Below are 17,542 nucleotides of genomic sequence, written 5' to 3' on the forward strand. Positions count from 1 at the left end.
TAACCCTGGCCCCCAGGTTATCCACAGATCATGCCAATCAACTCAGTACCAGCGTTCTTCACCCGGCGGACGCTTCTTGAAGCGCTTCATGCTCCACATGTACTGGCTCGGATACGCCCGCACATAGCGCTCGACCACCTGGCTCATGGCCGCGCAGGACGTCTCGGTATCGGTGCTGTACATGGCTTCTGGCGCGGCTTCGAGGATCACTTTGTAACCCGAACCGTCCGGTAGACGTAGCGCATGCAGAAACACGCCGACCGCTTTGCCGCCAGCGAGCATGTTCGGTACGAATTTGCTGGTCAGGGCTTGAGTGGCGAAGAACGGCACGAAGATCCCGGCGGATTCGGCCGGTTCCGGGTCAGCGGGAATGCCCACTGCACCACCTTTGCGCACTTCCTTGATAACACTGAGGATGCCTTCCTTGGTGGAGGCGGCCACTCGATTGCCCAATTGCACCCGCTGCTTGCGCAGCAAATCATCCACAGCCTTCAGCTTTGGCGGACGATAAAAGATGATCGGTTTGCACTGGCTGCAATAGAAGTGGTTCAACACTTCCCAGTTGCCAAGGTGACTGGTGATGCCGACGACACCTTTGCCGGAGGCGAGGGCGTCCTTTAATACGTCGAGACCCTCGACTTCACGCACCAGGTCGATGGAACGCTGAGCCGGCCAGATCCAGGCGCAAGCGCTTTCGGTGAGGGATTTGCCGATGTCTTTCAGACTCTGGCCTACCAGACGCTCACGCTCGGCCGGGTCCATGTCCGGGAAGCACTTGGCGAGATTGATCCGCACCACATCGCGGGAACGGTTCGGGGTTTTCCACATCATCCAGCCGATGGCCGAGCCCACGGCTTGTACTGCCCGCCACGGAAGCAAGGCAAACAACCGCAGAGCGCCTACCAGCAAGGCGCCTTTAAACTTATCCACAGGTCACTCCTGATCTTGTGCTGTGCGCGAGGCGGCTATTCTAACCGCCGTTCGCCAGGGTCGCGTAGCGATCACAATCCTGGGTGTGGTCCATGACCATGCCCGAGGCCTGCATCAGCGCGTAACAAATGGTCGGACCGACGAAGGTAAAACCGGCCTTTTTCAGGCCTTTGCTCATCTCCACGGCGGTCGGCGTCACGGCTGGCACTTCGCTGCGATCCTTGAAATGATTGATCACAGGCTTGCCGTCGACGAAGGACCAGAGAAACTCCACCGGATCCTCCAGCGCCAGCCAGGCCTGGGCATTGCGCCGGGCCGCATTAAGTTTGAGGCGATTGCGAATAATGCCCGGATCGAGCATCAATTCATCGATTTCGGCGTCGCTCATTTGCGCCACGCGTTGTACGTCGAAGCCGAACATTACCTGACGATAGTGCTCACGTTTACGCAGCACGGTGATCCAGGAAAGGCCGGCCTGGAACCCTTCGAGCAAAAGCAACTCGAACAATCCCTGCGCATCGCGTAGCGGCGTACCCCACTCCTGATCGTGATAAGCCATGTACAGCGGATCTTCGGAACACCAAAAGCAGCGTGGCATAAGGCTCCAGGGGGCGTGCGCAGGACCGAATCGGGTATACTCCCGCTCTTTAAATCGCAGCCCAAGAAACAGGTGAATTTCGTGAGCCAGCCTACGCCAGCCGTGCGTACCTTCCAAGACTTGATCCTCGCCCTCCAGCAATACTGGGCCGAGCAAGGTTGTGTGGTACTTCAGCCCTACGATATGGAAGTAGGCGCCGGGACTTTCCACACTGCCACGTTTCTGCGCGCCATTGGCCCGGAAACCTGGAACGCCGCTTATGTGCAGCCCAGTCGTCGCCCGACTGACGGCCGCTACGGCGAAAACCCGAACCGTCTGCAGCACTACTACCAGTTCCAGGTCGTGCTGAAGCCGAACCCGGACAACTTCCAGGAACTGTACCTGGGCTCCCTCAAGCATGTCGGCCTGGACCCGCTGGTCCACGACATTCGCTTTGTTGAAGACAACTGGGAATCGCCAACACTGGGCGCCTGGGGTCTGGGCTGGGAAGTCTGGCTCAACGGCATGGAAGTGACGCAGTTCACTTACTTCCAGCAAGCGGGCGGCATCGAGTGCTACCCGGTGACCGGCGAGATCACTTACGGTCTGGAGCGCCTGGCCATGTACCTGCAAGGCGTGGACTCGGTCTACGACCTGGTCTGGGCTGACGGTCCGATGGGCAAAGTGACCTACGGCGACGTGTTCCACCAGAACGAAGTGGAGCAGTCGACCTATAACTTCGAACACGCCAACGTCGAGAAGCTGTTCGAACTGTTCGATTTCTACGAAAGCGAAGCCAAGCGCCTGATCGAACTCGACCAGCCGCTGCCGTTGCCGAGCTACGAAATGGTGTTGAAGGCCTCCCACACCTTCAACCTGCTGGATGCGCGCCGGGCGATCTCGGTGACCGCGCGTCAGCAATACATTCTGCGTGTCCGCACCCTGGCGCGTTCCGTTGCGCAAGCCTACCTGCTGGCTCGCGCCAAGCTGGGCTTCCCGATGGCGACCCCGGACTTGCGTGACGAAGTACTGGCCAAGCTGGAGGCTGCACAATGAGTGCTCAAGATTTTCTGGTTGAACTGGGCACCGAAGAACTGCCACCCAAAGCCCTGAACACCCTGGCCGACGCGTTCTTGGCCGGTATCGACAAAGGTCTGCAAGCCGCTGGCCTGAACTACGAGACCAAAACCGTCTACGCCGCGCCGCGTCGTCTGGCTGTGCTGATCACCTCGCTCGCGACTCATCAGCCGGATCGCAGCATCAACCTCGATGGCCCGCCACGTCAGGCTGCGTTCGATGCCGATGGCAACCCGACTCAAGCGGCATTGGGCTTCGCCAAGAAGTGCGGTGTCGACCTGAGCGAAATCGATCAAAGCGGCCCGAAACTGCGTTACAGCCAAAGCATCGCCGGCAAACCGACCGCGAGCCTGCTGTCGACCATCGTCGAAGATTCCCTGAACGACCTGCCGATTCCCAAGCGCATGCGCTGGGGTGCTCGCAAGGAAGAATTCGTTCGTCCGACCCAGTGGCTGGTGATGCTGCTCGGTGACCAGGTCATCGATTGCACCATCCTCGCCCAGAAAGCCGGCCGCGATTCCCGTGGTCACCGCTTCCATCACCCGCAAAGTGTGCGCATCACCTCGCCGGCCAACTACTTGACCGACCTGCGTGCCGCTTACGTACTCGCCGATGCCAACGAGCGTCGCGAGCTGATCAGCAAGCGCGTCGAAGAGCTGGCGACGATGCAGGAAGGGACGGCGATCGTGCCGCCAGCGCTGCTCGACGAAGTGACCGCGCTGGTTGAATGGCCGGTGCCGCTGGTGTGCTCGTTCGAAGAGCGTTTCCTCGACGTGCCGCAAGAAGCCCTGATCACCACCATGCAGGACAACCAGAAGTATTTCTGCCTGCTGGATGCCGACGGCAAGTTGCTGCCACGTTTCATTACCGTGGCCAACATCGAAAGCAAAGACCCGCAGCAGATCATCGCCGGTAACGAGAAAGTGGTTCGTCCACGCCTGACCGACGCCGAGTTCTTCTTCAAGCAAGACAAGAAGCAGAAACTCGAAGATTTCAATCTGCGTCTGCAGAACGTGGTGTTCCAGGAAAAACTCGGCAGCGTCTACGACAAGGCCGAGCGCGTTTCCAAACTCGCTGCGTTCATCGCCCAACGCATTGGCGGCAACGCCGCGTGGGCTTCCCGTGCAGGCCTGCTGTCCAAGTGCGACCTGGCGACCGAGATGGTCGGTGAGTTCCCGGAGATGCAAGGTGTCGCCGGTTACTACTACGCCCTCAACGACGGCGAGCCGGAAGAAGTCGCTCTGGCGCTGAACGAGCAATACATGCCGCGCGGTGCCGGTGCGGAACTGCCGACCACCCTGACCGGTGCGGCCGTGGCCATCGCTGACAAGCTCGACACGCTGGTGGGCATTTTCGGTATCGGCATGCTGCCAACCGGTAGTAAAGACCCGTACGCCTTGCGCCGTGCTGCGCTGGGTGTATTGCGGATCCTGATCGACAAAAAGCTCGACCTCGACCTGAACGACGCCGTGGCGTTTGCCGTGAACGCGTTCGGTACCAAGGTCAAGGTTGCCGGCCTGAACGACTCGGTGCTGGAGTTTGTCTTCGACCGTCTGCGTGCCCGTTACGAAGACGAAGGCGTGGATGTCGGGACTTACCTGTCGGTTCGTGCCCTGAAACCGGGTTCGGCGCTGGACTTCGATCAACGCGTACAAGCGGTAGAGGCGTTCCGCAAATTGCCGGAAGCCGCTGCCCTGGCCGCGGTGAACAAGCGCGTTTCGAACTTGCTGAGCAAGGTAGAAGGCTCTGTTCCTTCGGTCGTGGAAGCCAAGTACTTCGACAACGCCAACGAGTTCTCCCTGTACTCGGCGATCCAGCAGGCTGACCAGGCTGTCCAGCCGATGGCTGCGGCGCGTCAGTACAGCGAATCCCTGGCACGTCTGGCTGCCTTGCGCGAGCCGGTGGATGCATTCTTCGAAGCCGTGATGGTCAACGCTGAAGATGCCAAGGTCCGCGCCAACCGTTATGCGCTGCTGTCGCGCTTGCGTGGGCTGTTCCTCGGCGTCGCCGACATTTCGCTGCTGGGTTGAGGGGCTGCTGTTGAAACTGCTGATTCTCGATCGGGACGGGGTGATCAATTACGACTCCGACGCTTACATCAAGTCGGTGGAGGAGTGGATTCCGCTCCCGGGTTCGATCGAAGCCATCGCGCAGTTGAGCAAGGCCGGCTGGACGGTAGCGGTGGCTACCAACCAGTCGGGCATCGCTCGCGGCTATTACGACATCGCCACCCTGGACGCCATGCACGAGCGCTTGCGCGAGCGGGTGGCGGAGCAGGGCGGTGAAGTCGGGCTGATCGTCTATTGCCCGCACGGACCGGACGATGGCTGCGATTGCCGTAAACCCAAACCCGGGATGTTGAAAACCATCGCCGCGCATTACAACGTATCGCTGACCAATCTTTGGTTCGTCGGCGATACCCTTGGTGACCTGGAGGCCGCCAAAGCCGTCGATTCTCAGCCAGTTTTGGTAAAGACCGGGAAAGGCGAAAAGACTTTGGGCAAGACCCTACCGGCAGGCACCTTGATTTTTGACGATCTGGCGGCGATTGCCGCAGAACTTATCCACAATTAGAGTGCTTCGATTGTTCCTGACCAGGGATTGATCGGGAGTGCGCTTTATATAGACGGGCAGAGCCCGCAACGGTAAATGTCGCCATGTCGATACTGCAGGCCATCAGATCCTTCCTCTTTTACCTGCTGCTGGGCATCAGCTCTTTGCTCTGGTGCAGCCTGAGCTTTTTTATCGCGCCTTTTCTGCCGTTCAGGGCGCGCTATCGCTTCATTAATGTGTACTGGTGCCGCTGCGCCTTGTGGCTGAGCAAAGTCTTTCTGGGTATCAGCTACGAAGTGAAGGGCGCCGAGAACGTGCCCGCCCAGCCCTGCGTGATTCAGTCGAACCACCAGAGCACGTGGGAGACGTTCTTTCTATCCGCCTACTTTGAGCCGTTGAGCCAGGTACTGAAGCGCTCATTGCTGTTTGTACCGTTCTTCGGCTGGGCCATGGCCATGCTGCGACCGATCGCCATCGACCGCGACAACCCTAAAGCGGCGCTCAAACACGTGGCGAAGAAGGGCGATGAACTGCTGAAAGACGGCGTCTGGGTCCTGATCTTCCCTGAGGGAACGCGCGTTCCTTACGGCACCATCGGAAAGTTCTCTCGGGGTGGTACCGCTTTAGCCGTCAACGCCGCACTTCCCGTGCTGCCAATTGCGCACAATGCTGGCAAGTTCTGGCCGAAAACCGGGTGGGCGAAGAAGCAGGGCGTCATTACCGTGATCATCGGTGAGCCGATGTACGCCGTGGGCAGTGGGCCGCGCGCCATTGCCGATCTGAATGACCGGGTGCAGAGCTGGAACGAGCAGATGCAACGGGAAATGGGTTCGCTGCCAGCAGCCCCTGCGGCCCCCTCCGCCAACGATCAGGTTGCTGTCTGAGATTCTGTGGATAACCTGTGTACCGTTTTGTCGAAAAGTAGCGTTTTTTGTTTTTAAGTTTATGATTTATATACATATTTCTTAAACACATAAAACGCCGGAAATGGTGCATAAGTTTTTTTCGGGCGCAAAAAAACCGGCTGATATAGCCGGTTTTTTTATGCCCGGGGTTTGCTAGGTTTCAGGCTTCGCACGAAGGGCCCGTGGGGGCTGCTTTCACGGAATCGCAGAAATAAAAAAGGCCAACGCTTGAGCGTTGGCCTTTTTTGTTTGGCAGGTTCGCTGGATCAGAAGTCCAGGTTGGAAACCGCCAGGGCGTTGCTTTCGATGAAGTCACGACGAGGCTCGACCGCATCACCCATCAGGGTGTTGAAGATCTGGTCCGCGCCAATGGCGTCTTCGATGGTCACTTTGAGCATCCGGCGCTGACTTGGGTCCATGGTAGTTTCCCACAGCTGATCCGGGTTCATCTCACCCAGACCTTTGTATCGCTGGATGGTGTGACGCTTGGTGCTTTCGGCCATCAGCCATTCAAGGGCTTCCTTGAACTCCGTGACCGGCTTCTTGCGCTCGCCACGCTGGATATACGCGCCGTCGTCCAGCAAGGTGCTCAGTTGAGCACCCAGAGAAACAACAGTCTTGTAATCGTTGCTGCCGAAGAAATCGCGGTTGAAGGTGACGTAGTTCGACAAGCCGTGGGAGATCAGTTCGACCTCAGGCAGCCAGACGTTACGTTCACGGTCTTCACGCAGGCTGGCTTTATAAACCAGGCCGGATTTCTCGACAGTGCGCAGACGAACTTCGTACTGGGCCATCCAATCCTGCATCGCTGCGTGATCAGACAATTGCTCCAGGCTGACGGCTGGCAGGTAGATGAAGTGCTCGGTCAGCTCCTGTGGGTACAGGCGCGACAGACGCTTGAGGGTCTTCATCACCAGACGGAAGTCATTCACCAGACGCTCAAGGGCTGCGCCGGAGATACCCGGGGCTTCCTCGTTCAGGTGCAGGCTCGCGTCTTCCAGGGCCGACTGCGTCATGTACTCTTCCATGGCGTCGTCGTCTTTGATGTATTGCTCTTGCTTGCCTTTCTTGACCTTGTACAGCGGTGGCTGGGCGATGTAGATGTAGCCGCGCTCGATCAGCTCCGGCAACTGACGGAAGAAGAAGGTCAGCAGCAGGGTACGGATGTGCGAACCGTCGACGTCAGCATCGGTCATGATGATGATGTTGTGGTAACGCAGCTTCGCGATGTTGTATTCATCGCGGCCAATGCCACAGCCCAGCGCGGTGATCAAGGTGCCCACTTCTTGCGAAGAGATCATCTTGTCGAAGCGCGCCTTCTCGACGTTCAGGATCTTACCTTTCAACGGCAGGATGGCCTGAGTGCGGCGGTTACGTCCCTGCTTGGCGGAGCCGCCAGCAGAGTCACCTTCCACGAGGTACAGTTCGGAAAGGGCAGGGTCTTTTTCCTGGCAGTCAGCCAGTTTGCCCGGCAAACCGGCGATATCCAGCGCGCCTTTACGACGGGTCATCTCACGGGCTTTACGTGCCGCTTCACGCGCACGCGCCGCGTCGATCATCTTGCCGACGACCAGTTTGGCTTCGTTCGGGTTTTCCAGCAGGAAGTCGGAGAAGTACTTACCCATTTCCTGTTCGACCGCGGTCTTCACTTCGGAAGAAACCAGCTTGTCTTTGGTCTGGGAGCTGAACTTCGGATCCGGTACTTTTACCGAGATAATCGCGGTAAGACCTTCACGGGCATCGTCACCGGTGGTGGCGACCTTGTGCTTCTTCGCCAGGCCTTCAGCTTCGATGTAGGTGTTCAGGTTACGCGTCAGTGCGGAACGGAAACCCACCAGGTGAGTACCGCCATCGCGCTGCGGGATGTTGTTGGTGAAGCACAACAGATTCTCGTTGAAGCTGTCGTTCCACTGCAGGGCGATTTCCACGCCGATGCCGTCTTCACGCTGGACATTGAAATGGAACACCTGGTTGACCGGGGTCTTGTTGGTGTTCAGGTATTCAACGAACGCACGCAGGCCGCCTTCGTACTTGAACAGCTCTTCCTTGCCGCTGCGCTCATCCTTGAGGACGATGCCGACACCGGAGTTGAGGAAGGACAGTTCACGAATCCGCTTGGCCAGGATGTCCCAGCTGAAGTGTATGTTCTTGAAGGTCAGATCGGACGGCTTGAAGTGAATCTGGGTACCGGTGCTTTCGCTTTCGCCAACGATTTTCATCGGCTCTTTTGGAACACCGTGAATGTAGGTCTGTTCCCAGATCTTGCCGCTGCGGCGAACGGTCAGAACCAGCTCTTCGGACAAGGCGTTCACAACCGACACACCGACACCGTGCAGACCGCCGGATACTTTGTAGGAGTTATCGTCGAACTTACCGCCGGCGTGCAGCACGGTCATGATGACCTCGGCTGCCGAGACGCCTTCTTCTTTGTGCACGTCTACCGGGATACCACGACCGTTGTCGCGAACGGTGATGGATTCGTCCGGGTGGATGATGATGCTGATGTCGTCGCAGTGGCCAGCGAGCGCTTCATCGATGGAGTTGTCGACTACCTCGAAGACCATGTGGTGCAGACCGCTACCATCGTCGGTGTCACCAATGTACATACCGGGACGTTTGCGTACGGCATCCAGGCCTTTCAGCACTTTAATGCTCGTTGAGTCGTAGGTATTCGTATTTTCTTCGCTCAATGCCTTCACTCCCGATGGTCGTGGGTCTGGGTGATACGGCCCTGTTCCACGTGGAACAGAGCGACTGGCGTTTCCGTCTGCCAGCCTTCCCTCAATAATTCGTGATCTACACAGGTGATAAACACCTGGCAGCGTAAGTCTTCCAGCAAGCGGCAAAGCGCACGGCGGTGTTGCTCATCCAGTTCGGACGGCAGGTCATCCACCAGATAAATACACTGGCCGCGTCGGGCCTGGTTAACCAAGTGCCCTTGGGCAATCCGCAATGCACAGACCACCAGCTTCTGCTGACCGCGAGACAAGATGTCCGCGGCGTTGTGTGCGCCCAATCTAAGACGCAAATCAGCGCGCTGCGGTCCGGCCTGGGTATGACCCATTTGCTGATCCCGCTGAAGGGACCCGGCGAGCACTGCACTCAGCTCTCGGTCTTTGTCCCAACCTCGGTAATAGCTGAGCGTTAAGCCCTCGAGCTCAACCAGTTCGCTCAAGGTCTGTTCAAAGACTGGTTTCAAGGCTTTGATATAAGCGCGGCGGTATTCATCAATTTCAGCGCTGGCCTGGCACAGTTCCCTGTCCCAAACCGCTTGCGAAACGGCGTCAAGTGTACCATGCCGCAGCCAAGAGTTTCTCTGGCGCAGGGCCTTCTGCAAGCGCTGCCAGGTGGACATGAATCGTGGTTCCACGTGGAACACGCCCCAGTCGAGAAACTGCCGGCGAATCTTCGGTGCGCCTTCCAGCAAGCGGAAGCTATCAGGGTTGATCAATTGCAGCGGCAGGATTTCCGCCAGTTGCGCCGCGCTCCGGGCGTTCTGCCCGTCGATGCGAATCTGGAACTCCCCTTGACGGTCTCGGGAGATCCCCAAGGCGCTGTGCCCACCCTCGGCCAACTCCACCTGACCAAACACCGTACAGGCGAGCTGCTCGTACTGGATGACCGGTAACAGGCGGGTGCTACGAAACGAACGGGCAAGCCCCAGCAGATGAATGGCTTCCAGAACACTGGTTTTGCCGCTGCCGTTGGCGCCGTAAAGAATGTTGATTCGGGGGGAAGGGGAGAAGGTCACCGGGTGCAGATTGCGCACCGCGGTGACCGAGACGCGACTTAAGGACATCTAGCTTCTGCTGAGCATGATTACAGACGCATCGGCATGACAACGTAGGCCGAGTCGTCGTTGTCGGACTCTTGCACCAGCGCGCTGCTGTTGGAGTCGGACAGGATCAAGCGAACCTGCTCAGTGGTCATCACGCCCAGTACGTCGAGCAGATAGCTCACGTTGAAGCCGATTTCCAGATTGCCTCCGTTGTACTCAACGCCCACTTCTTCTTCAGCTTCTTCCTGTTCCGGGTTATTCGCCTGGATCTTCAGCTGACCATTGGCCAGTTGCAGACGGATGCCGCGGTACTTCTCGTTGGACAGAATCGCGGTACGGCTGAAGGCTTCACGCAGGGCCTGACGATCACCGAGTACCAGCTTGTCGCCACCTTTTGGCAGAACACGCTCATAGTCCGGGAATTTGCCGTCGACCAGTTTCGAAGTGAAGGTGAACTCGCCAGTGGTCGCACGAATGTGGTGCTGACCCAGTACGATACTGACGATGCCGTCCGGCTCAGTCAGCAGGCGCGCCAGTTCAAGGATACCTTTACGTGGCACGATGACCTGGTGGCGATCCGGCTGACCGATATCAGCCTGCATCGAGCACATGGCCAGGCGGTGACCGTCGGTGGCCACGGCGCGGATGATGCCAGCCGAGACTTCCAGCAGCATGCCGTTGAGGTAATAACGCACGTCCTGCTGGGCCATGGCGAAGCTGGTCCGTTCAATCAGGCGCCGCAATTTGCTTTGCTCAAGGCTGCACGTCAACGAGCCAGGGCCTTCTTCCACAGTCGGGAAGTCATTGGCCGGCAGAGTCGACAGGGTGAAGCGGCTACGGCCGGCCTTCACCACGAGCTTCTGCTCGTCAACCTTGATGTCGATCAGCGCATCGTTCGGCAAGCTCTTGCAGATATCCATCAGCTTGCGCGCAGGCACAGTGATGGAACCTGGATCAGCCGGTTCTTCGAGTTGCACGCGACCAACCAGCTCGACTTCCAGGTCGGTACCGGTCAGCGACAATTGCTGGCCTTCGACAACCAGTAGCACGTTGGAGAGCACCGGCAAGGTCTGTCGGCGCTCGACGACGCCTGCGACCAGTTGCAGGGGTTTCAACAGGGCTTCGCGTTGAATGGTGAAATGCATGGTCTAGTCCCTTGCCTTAATAAGCTGCGCTGGTGTTCATCAAGTGGTCAGTGTACGCAGCAGGTTCTTGTAGTCCTCGCGGATGTCCGCGTCGGATTCCTTAAGTTCGTTGATCTTGCGGCAGGCGTGCAAAACAGTCGTGTGGTCCCGGCCGCCAAACACATCGCCGATTTCCGGCAGGCTGTGGTTAGTCAACTCTTTGGACAACGCCATGGCAACCTGACGCGGACGAGCTACCGAACGCGAACGACGTTTGGACAACAAGTCGGAGATCTTGATCTTGTAGTACTCGGCGACAGTGCGCTGAATGTTATCCACAGAGACCAGTTTGTCTTGCAGTGCCAACAGATCTTTCAGGGATTCGCGGATCAACTCGATGGTGATATCGCGGCCCATGAAGTGCGAGTGGGCGATCACGCGTTTGAGCGCGCCTTCCAGCTCACGGACGTTGGAACGAATACGTTGGGCAATGAAGAACGCCGCGTCATGGGGCAGATCGACTTTGGCCTGATCGGCCTTTTTCATCAGGATCGCCACGCGGGTTTCCAGTTCCGGCGGCTCGACGGCTACCGTCAGGCCCCAGCCGAAGCGGGATTTGAGGCGCTCTTCAAGGCCTTCGATTTCTTTCGGGTAGCGGTCACTGGTGAGAATGACCTGCTGGCCGCCTTCAAGCAGGGCGTTGAAGGTGTGGAAAAACTCTTCCTGGGAACGTTCCTTGCGGGCGAAGAACTGAATGTCATCGATCAGCAACGCATCCACCGAGCGGTAGAAGCGCTTGAACTCGTTGATCGCATTCAGCTGCAAGGCCTTGACCATGTCCGCGACGAAACGCTCGGAATGCAGGTACACAACCTTGGCATTCGGATTCTTCTTTAATAGGTGGTTACCCACAGCGTGCATCAAGTGGGTTTTACCCAAGCCGACGCCACCATAAAGGAAGAGCGGGTTGTAACCGTGCTTGGGATTGTCCGCCACTTGCCAGGCCGCAGCCCGGGCCAGTTGGTTGGACTTGCCCTCGACGAAGTTTTCGAAGGTGAAGGTGCGGTTCAGGTAGCTGGTGTGCTTGAGCGCGCCTTCGACCTGCACCGTACGCTGTTCGGCGCGAATTGGGGCTTGTTGCGAACTGGCCCCGGCCATCGGGTCGAAGCTGTCGCGCGATGGCTCTTCATTAACCTCTGCAACTTTTTGCGTCGCACGCTTGGTCGGAGCGGCTACATGGGCTGGCGCCGGGGCGCTGACAGGTGCTTGAGCGGCCTGAGCCTGTGAAGCAGCGGCGGCCAACGGAGCATTCGGGGCTGCACGTGGTGCCGAACTGCGTTTGCTGCCTATTAATAAGGACAGCGCCGGCGCGATGCCATTGCCATGCTCATCCAGCAGTTCAAGGACGCGGCCCAGGTACTTTTCGTTGACCCAGTCGAGAACAAAACGATTCGGTGCGTAAACACGCAACTCGTCGCCTTCGGCTTCGACCTGTAGTGGACGGATCCAAGTGTTGAATTGTTGGGCAGGCAGCTCATCGCGCAAAAGCTCCACGCACTGCTGCCAAAGTTCCACTGACACGGATATCCCCTAAGTTGAAAGCCGGTGAGGCAAAAACAAGCCGCCATTGTAGCCGACCAAGCCCCGACTTATCCACACGAAGGTTGTGCACCTGCCATGAAGAATCAGTGATTTATACGAAAAAAAGACGACCAGCGGTCTGTGCATAAGCTCTGTGGATAACCGGGCCTAAGGTCGTTGTACAAGTGGGGGCGAAACTCGGTGGATAACCATGCTGTGGATAACTACCTCTTTCACACACAGCTTATCCGACAGCGCAGCACAGGGTTACCACCGTTTTCCACCGTACTTGTCATTCTCTGTACAGCACGACTTTAAAGGGCTGATGGCAGTTATCCACAGATGATCGTGTCCCTAGCTTTTATAAGCTTTACAGAAAAGCTTTAAATACTTTCCTTCTTAATTTCTATATCTAGCCAATGGAGCTCGGCAGGAAAAACGTCTGGAGATCTATTTATAAGGAAACGCTGGTTGGAAATTGACCTAGAGGCTTGCTTTCTCTAGAATCCCCGGTCTCTTAAAACGGGGGCCATTCCGGCCCGTTGTGGACGAACCAGGTAACACGACAATGAAACGTACTTTCCAACCAAGCACTATCAAACGCGCTCGTACCCACGGTTTCCGTGCTCGCATGGCTACCAAAAACGGTCGCGCCGTCCTGTCGCGTCGTCGCGCCAAAGGTCGTGCGCGTCTGGCAGTTTGATAATCCGGCACTGGAGGTGAGTCAGGACTTCAGTCGGGAAAAGCGTCTGCTTACTCCCCGGCATTTCAAGGCAGTCTTTGACTCCCCTACCGGCAAGGTTCCGGGGAAAAATCTCCTGCTCCTTGCGCGCAACAACGATCTTGATCACCCCCGTCTCGGGCTGGTTATCGGGAAAAAGAGCGTAAAGCTCTCCGTCGAGCGCAATCGCCTCAAACGTCTGATGCGCGAATCGTTCCGTCTGAACCAGGACTCACTGGCCGGCTGGGACATCGTTATCGTCGCGCGCAAAGGTTTGGGTGACGTAGAAAACCCCGAATTGATTCAGCATTTCGGCAAACTCTGGAAGCGTCTGGCACGCAGCACGCCGGTACCAGCAGTCAAAACCGAAACTGTAGGGGTAGACAGTCCCGATGCGTAAACTGGCACTCGTTCCGATCCAGTTTTATCGCTATGCCATTAGTCCTCTGATGGCCAGTCACTGTCGTTTCTACCCCAGTTGTTCCTGCTACGCGTATGAAGCCATAGAAAATCATGGCCTTCTGCGCGGTGGCTGGCTGGCCTTTCGTCGTTTAGGTCGCTGTCATCCGTGGAATCCCGGTGGTTATGACCCGGTTCCATCTATCCCTACCTCCCGTTCTTCTTCGATGGCCGAGTAATCATGGATATCAAACGCACGATCCTGATCGTCGCCCTGGCAATCGTGTCCTACGTTATGGTTCTTAAATGGAACCAGGACTATGGCCAGGCTGCCCTGCCGACTCAGAATGTTGCTTCCAGTACTACCGCACCGGGCCTACCGGATACGGCGACTGGCAATAATGCTTCTGTCAGTGACGACATTCCACGCGCCGCAAGCGATACCAGTGCAACTGCACCTGCTGAAACACCAGTAGCTGCAAGCAAAGACCTCATCCAGATCAAAACGGATGTGCTCAACCTGGCAATCGATCCACAAGGTGGTGATGTTGCGCAGTTGACGCTGCCGCTGTATCCACGTCGCCAGGACCATCCGGAAATTCCATTCCAGTTGTTCGATAACGGCAACGAGCGGACTTATCTGGCTCAAAGTGGTTTGATCGGCACCAACGGTCCGGACGCCAGTCCTGCCGGCCGTCCGGTTTACTCCTCGGAGAAGAAGATTTACCAACTGGCTGACGGTCAGGACCAATTGGTCGCAGACCTGAAGTTCAGCAAGGACGGCGTCAACTACATCAAGCGTTTCACCCTGAAACGTGGCCTGTATGACGTAACCGTTTCCTACCTGATCGATAACCAGAGTGCTCAGCCCTGGTCCGGTGCAATGTTCGCGCAATTGAAGCGTGACGCCAGCTCTGATCCTTCTTCCAGCACCGCCACCGGCACCGCGACTTACTTGGGCGCCGCCCTGTGGACAAGTAACGAGCCGTACAAGAAAGTGTCCATGAAGGACATGGACAAGGCTCAGCTGAAAGAAACCGTTAACGGTGGTTGGGTTGCATGGTTGCAGCACTACTTCGTGACCGCGTGGATTCCGGCAAAGGGCGAGAACAACCTCGTCCAGACCCGTAAAGACAGCAAAGGCAACTACATCATCGGCTACACCGCTCCGGCAATGACTGTCGCGCCAGGTGCAAAAGCCGAGACCAGTGCCGTTCTGTATGCCGGTCCGAAAAGTCAGGCCGTGCTGAAAGAGTTGTCCCCGGGTCTGGAACTGACCGTCGACTACGGCATTCTGTGGTTCATTGCCCAGCCAATCTTCTGGCTGCTGCAACACATCCACGCGCTAGTCGGTAACTGGGGCTGGTCGATCATCTTCCTGACCATGCTGATCAAAGGGATCTTCTTCCCGCTGTCGGCTGCCAGCTACAAATCCATGGCGCGCATGCGTGCAGTGGCACCGAAACTGGCGGCGCTGAAAGAGCAACATGGCGACGACCGGCAGAAAATGTCGCAATCCATGATGGAGCTGTACAAGAAAGAAAAGATCAATCCGCTGGGTGGTTGCTTGCCAATCCTCGTGCAGATGCCGGTTTTCCTTTCGCTGTACTGGGTTCTGCTGGAAAGCGTTGAAATGCGCCAAGCGCCGTTCATGCTGTGGATTACTGACCTGTCGATCAAGGATCCGTTCTTCATTCTGCCGATCATCATGGGTGCAACCATGTTCATCCAGCAGCAGCTGAACCCGACTCCTCCGGACCCGATGCAGGCCAAGGTGATGAAGTTGATGCCAATCATCTTCACCTTCTTCTTCCTGTGGTTCCCGGCTGGTCTGGTGCTGTACTGGGTAGTGAACAACTGCCTGTCGATCGCCCAACAGTGGTACATCACTCGTAAGATCGAAGCAGCTACCAAAGCAGCTGCCTGATTTACACTGTGGATAACCACTCAAAACGCCCCCTAGTGGGGCGTTTTGCTATCTGTCACTTTTGTCTGGATAACGGTTTATGAGCGTTCCTCGTGAAACCATCGCCGCCGTCGCCACCGCTCAAGGTCGCGGCGGGGTAGGCATCGTCCGTATTTCCGGGCCGCTGGCGAGTGTTGCGGCCAAGGCCTTCAGCGGTCGTGAACTCAAGCCGCGATTTGCGCACTACGGCCCGTTCCTCAGTAAAAACGATGAGGTGCTGGATCAAGGTATCGCCCTGTATTTTCCCGGCCCGAACTCGTTCACCGGCGAAGATGTGCTGGAGCTCCAGGGCCATGGTGGTCCGATAGTTCTGGATATGCTGCTCAAGCGTTGCCTGGAACTGGGCTGTCGGTTGGCCCGGCCGGGGGAATTCAGCGAGCGCGCGTTCCTCAATGACAAACTCGACCTGGCTCAGGCCGAGGCCATCGCTGATTTGATCGAAGCGAGTTCTGCACAGGCTGCGCGAAATGCCCTGCGTTCCTTGCAGGGCGCATTCTCCGAACGTGTGCATAACCTCACCGAGCAATTGATTGGCCTGCGCATCTATGTCGAAGCGGCGATCGACTTCCCTGAAGAAGAAATCGACTTCCTCGCCGATGGCCACGTATTGAGCATGCTCGACAAAGTGCGTGACGAGTTATCCACCGTACTACGGGAAGCCGGGCAGGGTGCCTTGCTGCGTGACGGGATGACCGTGGTGATCGCCGGCCGGCCGAATGCCGGTAAATCCAGCCTGTTGAATGCGCTGGCCGGCCGTGAAGCCGCGATCGTCACCGAGATTGCCGGCACTACCCGGGACATTCTTCGTGAACATATCCACATCGATGGTATGCCGCTGCATGTGGTTGACACCGCAGGCCTGCGAGATACCGACGACCAGGTAGAAAAAATCGGTGTCGAACGGGCGCTGAAAGCAATCGGCGAGGCTGATCGCGTGCTGTTGGTGGTCGATGCTACGGCTCCTGAGGCACTTGATCCGTTCGCGTTATGGCCTGAATTCCTGGAAATCCGTCCGGATCCGGCGAAAGTCACGCTGATTCGAAACAAGGCTGACCTCACTGGCGAAGCCATTGCCCTGGAAGTTAGCGAGGATGGCCACGTCACCATCAGCCTGAGCGCCAAATCTGCAGGTGAAGGGCTGGAATTGCTGCGCGACCACCTCAAGGCCTGCATGGGTTACGAGCAGACCTCTGAAAGCAGCTTCAGTGCTCGCAGGCGTCACCTTGAAGCGTTGCGCCACGCCAGTGCGTCCCTTGAGCACGGCCGTGCACAGCTGACCCTGGCGGGTGCCGGTGAACTGTTAGCCGAGGATTTGCGACAAGCCCAACACGCTTTGGGTGAAATCACTGGTGCATTCAGCTCCGATGACCTGCTGGGACGGATCTTTTCCAGCTTCTGTATCGGTAAATAATCTTCCCCGTTGTCCACAGACAGGCCATTCGTGCCTGTCTGTTCCCTCCTTTTCTTAAATTATCTTCCAGTGCTGAGCAGATTCTTTCTGCTTGAGCGGATTTCCCGTGCCCAGGATTTGCCTATTCAGCAGTTTTCTGTGGATTAAGCCCTGTGAATAACTGCCTCTAAGGGCAGTTGATAACAGGGCCTCAAAACTGAAGATAACCGCCCCTGTGGATAAGCACCCCTTTCATCCACAGGCTTAAACCGGTTATCCAAGGGCCTCATTGGCACATGACCACAGGGTTTTGAATCTCTGTACATATTGAATATAAAGGCCTGTAGAGATCTATCCACAGAAATGTGCCTCAGTAGAAATAAACATAAAAACAAAGATTTAATAAATTTCTCTCTTTTTAATTTCTATAACCGCGACTTCTCCACAGCTGGTTAAATTTTGTGCAAAGGGTTCTTTAGGAAGGGCGAAGTCCCTATACTTGCCGACCAGGTCCAAAAACCTGAGATCAACCTATTCCGGA

The 17,542-nt window shown here is 57.0% G+C and carries 15 protein-coding genes; 9 read left to right on the forward strand and 6 right to left on the reverse strand.

From position 1 onward, the window contains the following. Positions 1-42: 42 nt before the first annotated feature. Positions 43-930 carry a lysophospholipid acyltransferase gene (locus tag JFU47_RS17140; RefSeq protein ID WP_140675879.1) on the reverse strand — a complete coding sequence of 296 codons (888 nt, stop codon included), beginning with the start codon at positions 928-930 and terminating at the stop codon, positions 43-45. Between the two features lie 40 nt (positions 931-970). Then, entirely contained in the window at positions 971-1,528 is a 558-nt protein-coding gene (gene tag, locus JFU47_RS17145; protein WP_140675875.1) for a DNA-3-methyladenine glycosylase I, read from the reverse strand. A gap of 81 nt (positions 1,529-1,609) precedes the next feature. Here tag and glyQ point away from each other — a divergent pair, with 81 nt between their 5' ends. The 4 genes from glyQ to JFU47_RS17165 all read left to right on the forward strand — a co-directional run bounded on the left by glyQ (position 1,610) and on the right by JFU47_RS17165 (position 6,021). Then, complete coding sequence (gene glyQ, locus JFU47_RS17150) at positions 1,610-2,563, forward strand: glycine--tRNA ligase subunit alpha (protein ID WP_008155694.1); 954 nt, start codon at positions 1,610-1,612, stop codon at positions 2,561-2,563. Further along, a complete protein-coding gene (glyS, locus tag JFU47_RS17155) occupies positions 2,560-4,614 on the forward strand; it encodes a glycine--tRNA ligase subunit beta (RefSeq protein WP_201184508.1) in 2,055 nt (684 codons plus the stop codon). Before glyQ ends, glyS begins: the two co-directional genes overlap by 4 nt. 4 nt (positions 4,615-4,618) lie before the next feature. Then, positions 4,619-5,158: a D-glycero-beta-D-manno-heptose 1,7-bisphosphate 7-phosphatase gene (gene gmhB, locus JFU47_RS17160; RefSeq protein ID WP_177338824.1), complete on the forward strand. Its 540-nt coding sequence runs from the start codon at positions 4,619-4,621 to the stop codon at positions 5,156-5,158. An 83-nt stretch (positions 5,159-5,241) separates the two neighbouring features. After that, on the forward strand, positions 5,242-6,021 hold the full coding sequence (locus tag JFU47_RS17165) for a lysophospholipid acyltransferase family protein (protein ID WP_201184509.1): 780 nt from the start codon (positions 5,242-5,244) through the stop codon (positions 6,019-6,021). Between the two features lie 287 nt (positions 6,022-6,308). Here JFU47_RS17165 and gyrB read toward each other — a convergent pair whose 3' ends face one another. The 4 genes from gyrB to dnaA are packed head-to-tail and all read right to left on the reverse strand — an operon-like array spanning position 6,309 to position 12,525. Then, positions 6,309-8,732 (reverse strand): DNA topoisomerase (ATP-hydrolyzing) subunit B, encoded by a 2,424-nt coding sequence (gyrB, locus tag JFU47_RS17170; protein WP_140675843.1) that lies wholly within the window; start codon positions 8,730-8,732, stop codon positions 6,309-6,311. Between the two features lie 5 nt (positions 8,733-8,737). Then, positions 8,738-9,841, reverse strand: coding sequence for a DNA replication/repair protein RecF (gene recF / locus JFU47_RS17175; RefSeq protein WP_201184511.1), 1,104 nt, complete (start codon positions 9,839-9,841; stop codon positions 8,738-8,740). Positions 9,842-9,861: 20 nt separating this feature from the next. Beyond that, positions 9,862-10,965, reverse strand: a complete 1,104-nt coding sequence (dnaN, locus tag JFU47_RS17180) for a DNA polymerase III subunit beta (protein ID WP_017341709.1) — start codon at positions 10,963-10,965, stop codon at positions 9,862-9,864. Between the two features lie 39 nt (positions 10,966-11,004). Next, entirely contained in the window at positions 11,005-12,525 is a 1,521-nt protein-coding gene (dnaA, locus tag JFU47_RS17185) for a chromosomal replication initiator protein DnaA (protein WP_201184512.1), read from the reverse strand. Positions 12,526-13,093: 568 nt separating this feature from the next. On the opposite strand from dnaA, the gene rpmH reads away from it, so the two are divergent. The 5 genes from rpmH to mnmE all read left to right on the forward strand — a co-directional run bounded on the left by rpmH (position 13,094) and on the right by mnmE (position 17,022). Further along, a complete protein-coding gene (gene rpmH, locus JFU47_RS17190; RefSeq protein ID WP_003213577.1) occupies positions 13,094-13,228 on the forward strand; it encodes a 50S ribosomal protein L34 in 135 nt (44 codons plus the stop codon). Positions 13,229-13,244: 16 nt separating this feature from the next. Next, positions 13,245-13,646, forward strand: coding sequence for a ribonuclease P protein component (gene rnpA / locus JFU47_RS17195; RefSeq protein ID WP_031319201.1), 402 nt, complete (start codon positions 13,245-13,247; stop codon positions 13,644-13,646). Then, positions 13,639-13,884, forward strand: coding sequence for a membrane protein insertion efficiency factor YidD (gene yidD / locus JFU47_RS17200; protein ID WP_074872215.1), 246 nt, complete (start codon positions 13,639-13,641; stop codon positions 13,882-13,884). The genes rnpA and yidD overlap by 8 nt, the downstream gene beginning before the upstream one ends. A 2-nt stretch (positions 13,885-13,886) precedes the next feature. Further along, the gene (yidC, locus tag JFU47_RS17205) at positions 13,887-15,572 is read left to right on the forward strand and encodes a membrane protein insertase YidC (RefSeq protein WP_129439752.1); all 1,686 of its coding nucleotides are present in this window, start codon (positions 13,887-13,889) and stop codon (positions 15,570-15,572) included. Between the two features lie 79 nt (positions 15,573-15,651). Then, entirely contained in the window at positions 15,652-17,022 is a 1,371-nt protein-coding gene (gene mnmE / locus JFU47_RS17210) for a tRNA uridine-5-carboxymethylaminomethyl(34) synthesis GTPase MnmE (protein WP_123367460.1), read from the forward strand. Positions 17,023-17,542: the final 520 nt, after the last annotated feature.

This window comes from Pseudomonas sp. TH39(2020) (genome assembly GCF_016650715.1).
Lineage (GTDB): Bacteria > Pseudomonadota > Gammaproteobacteria > Pseudomonadales > Pseudomonadaceae > Aquipseudomonas > Aquipseudomonas mandelii_C.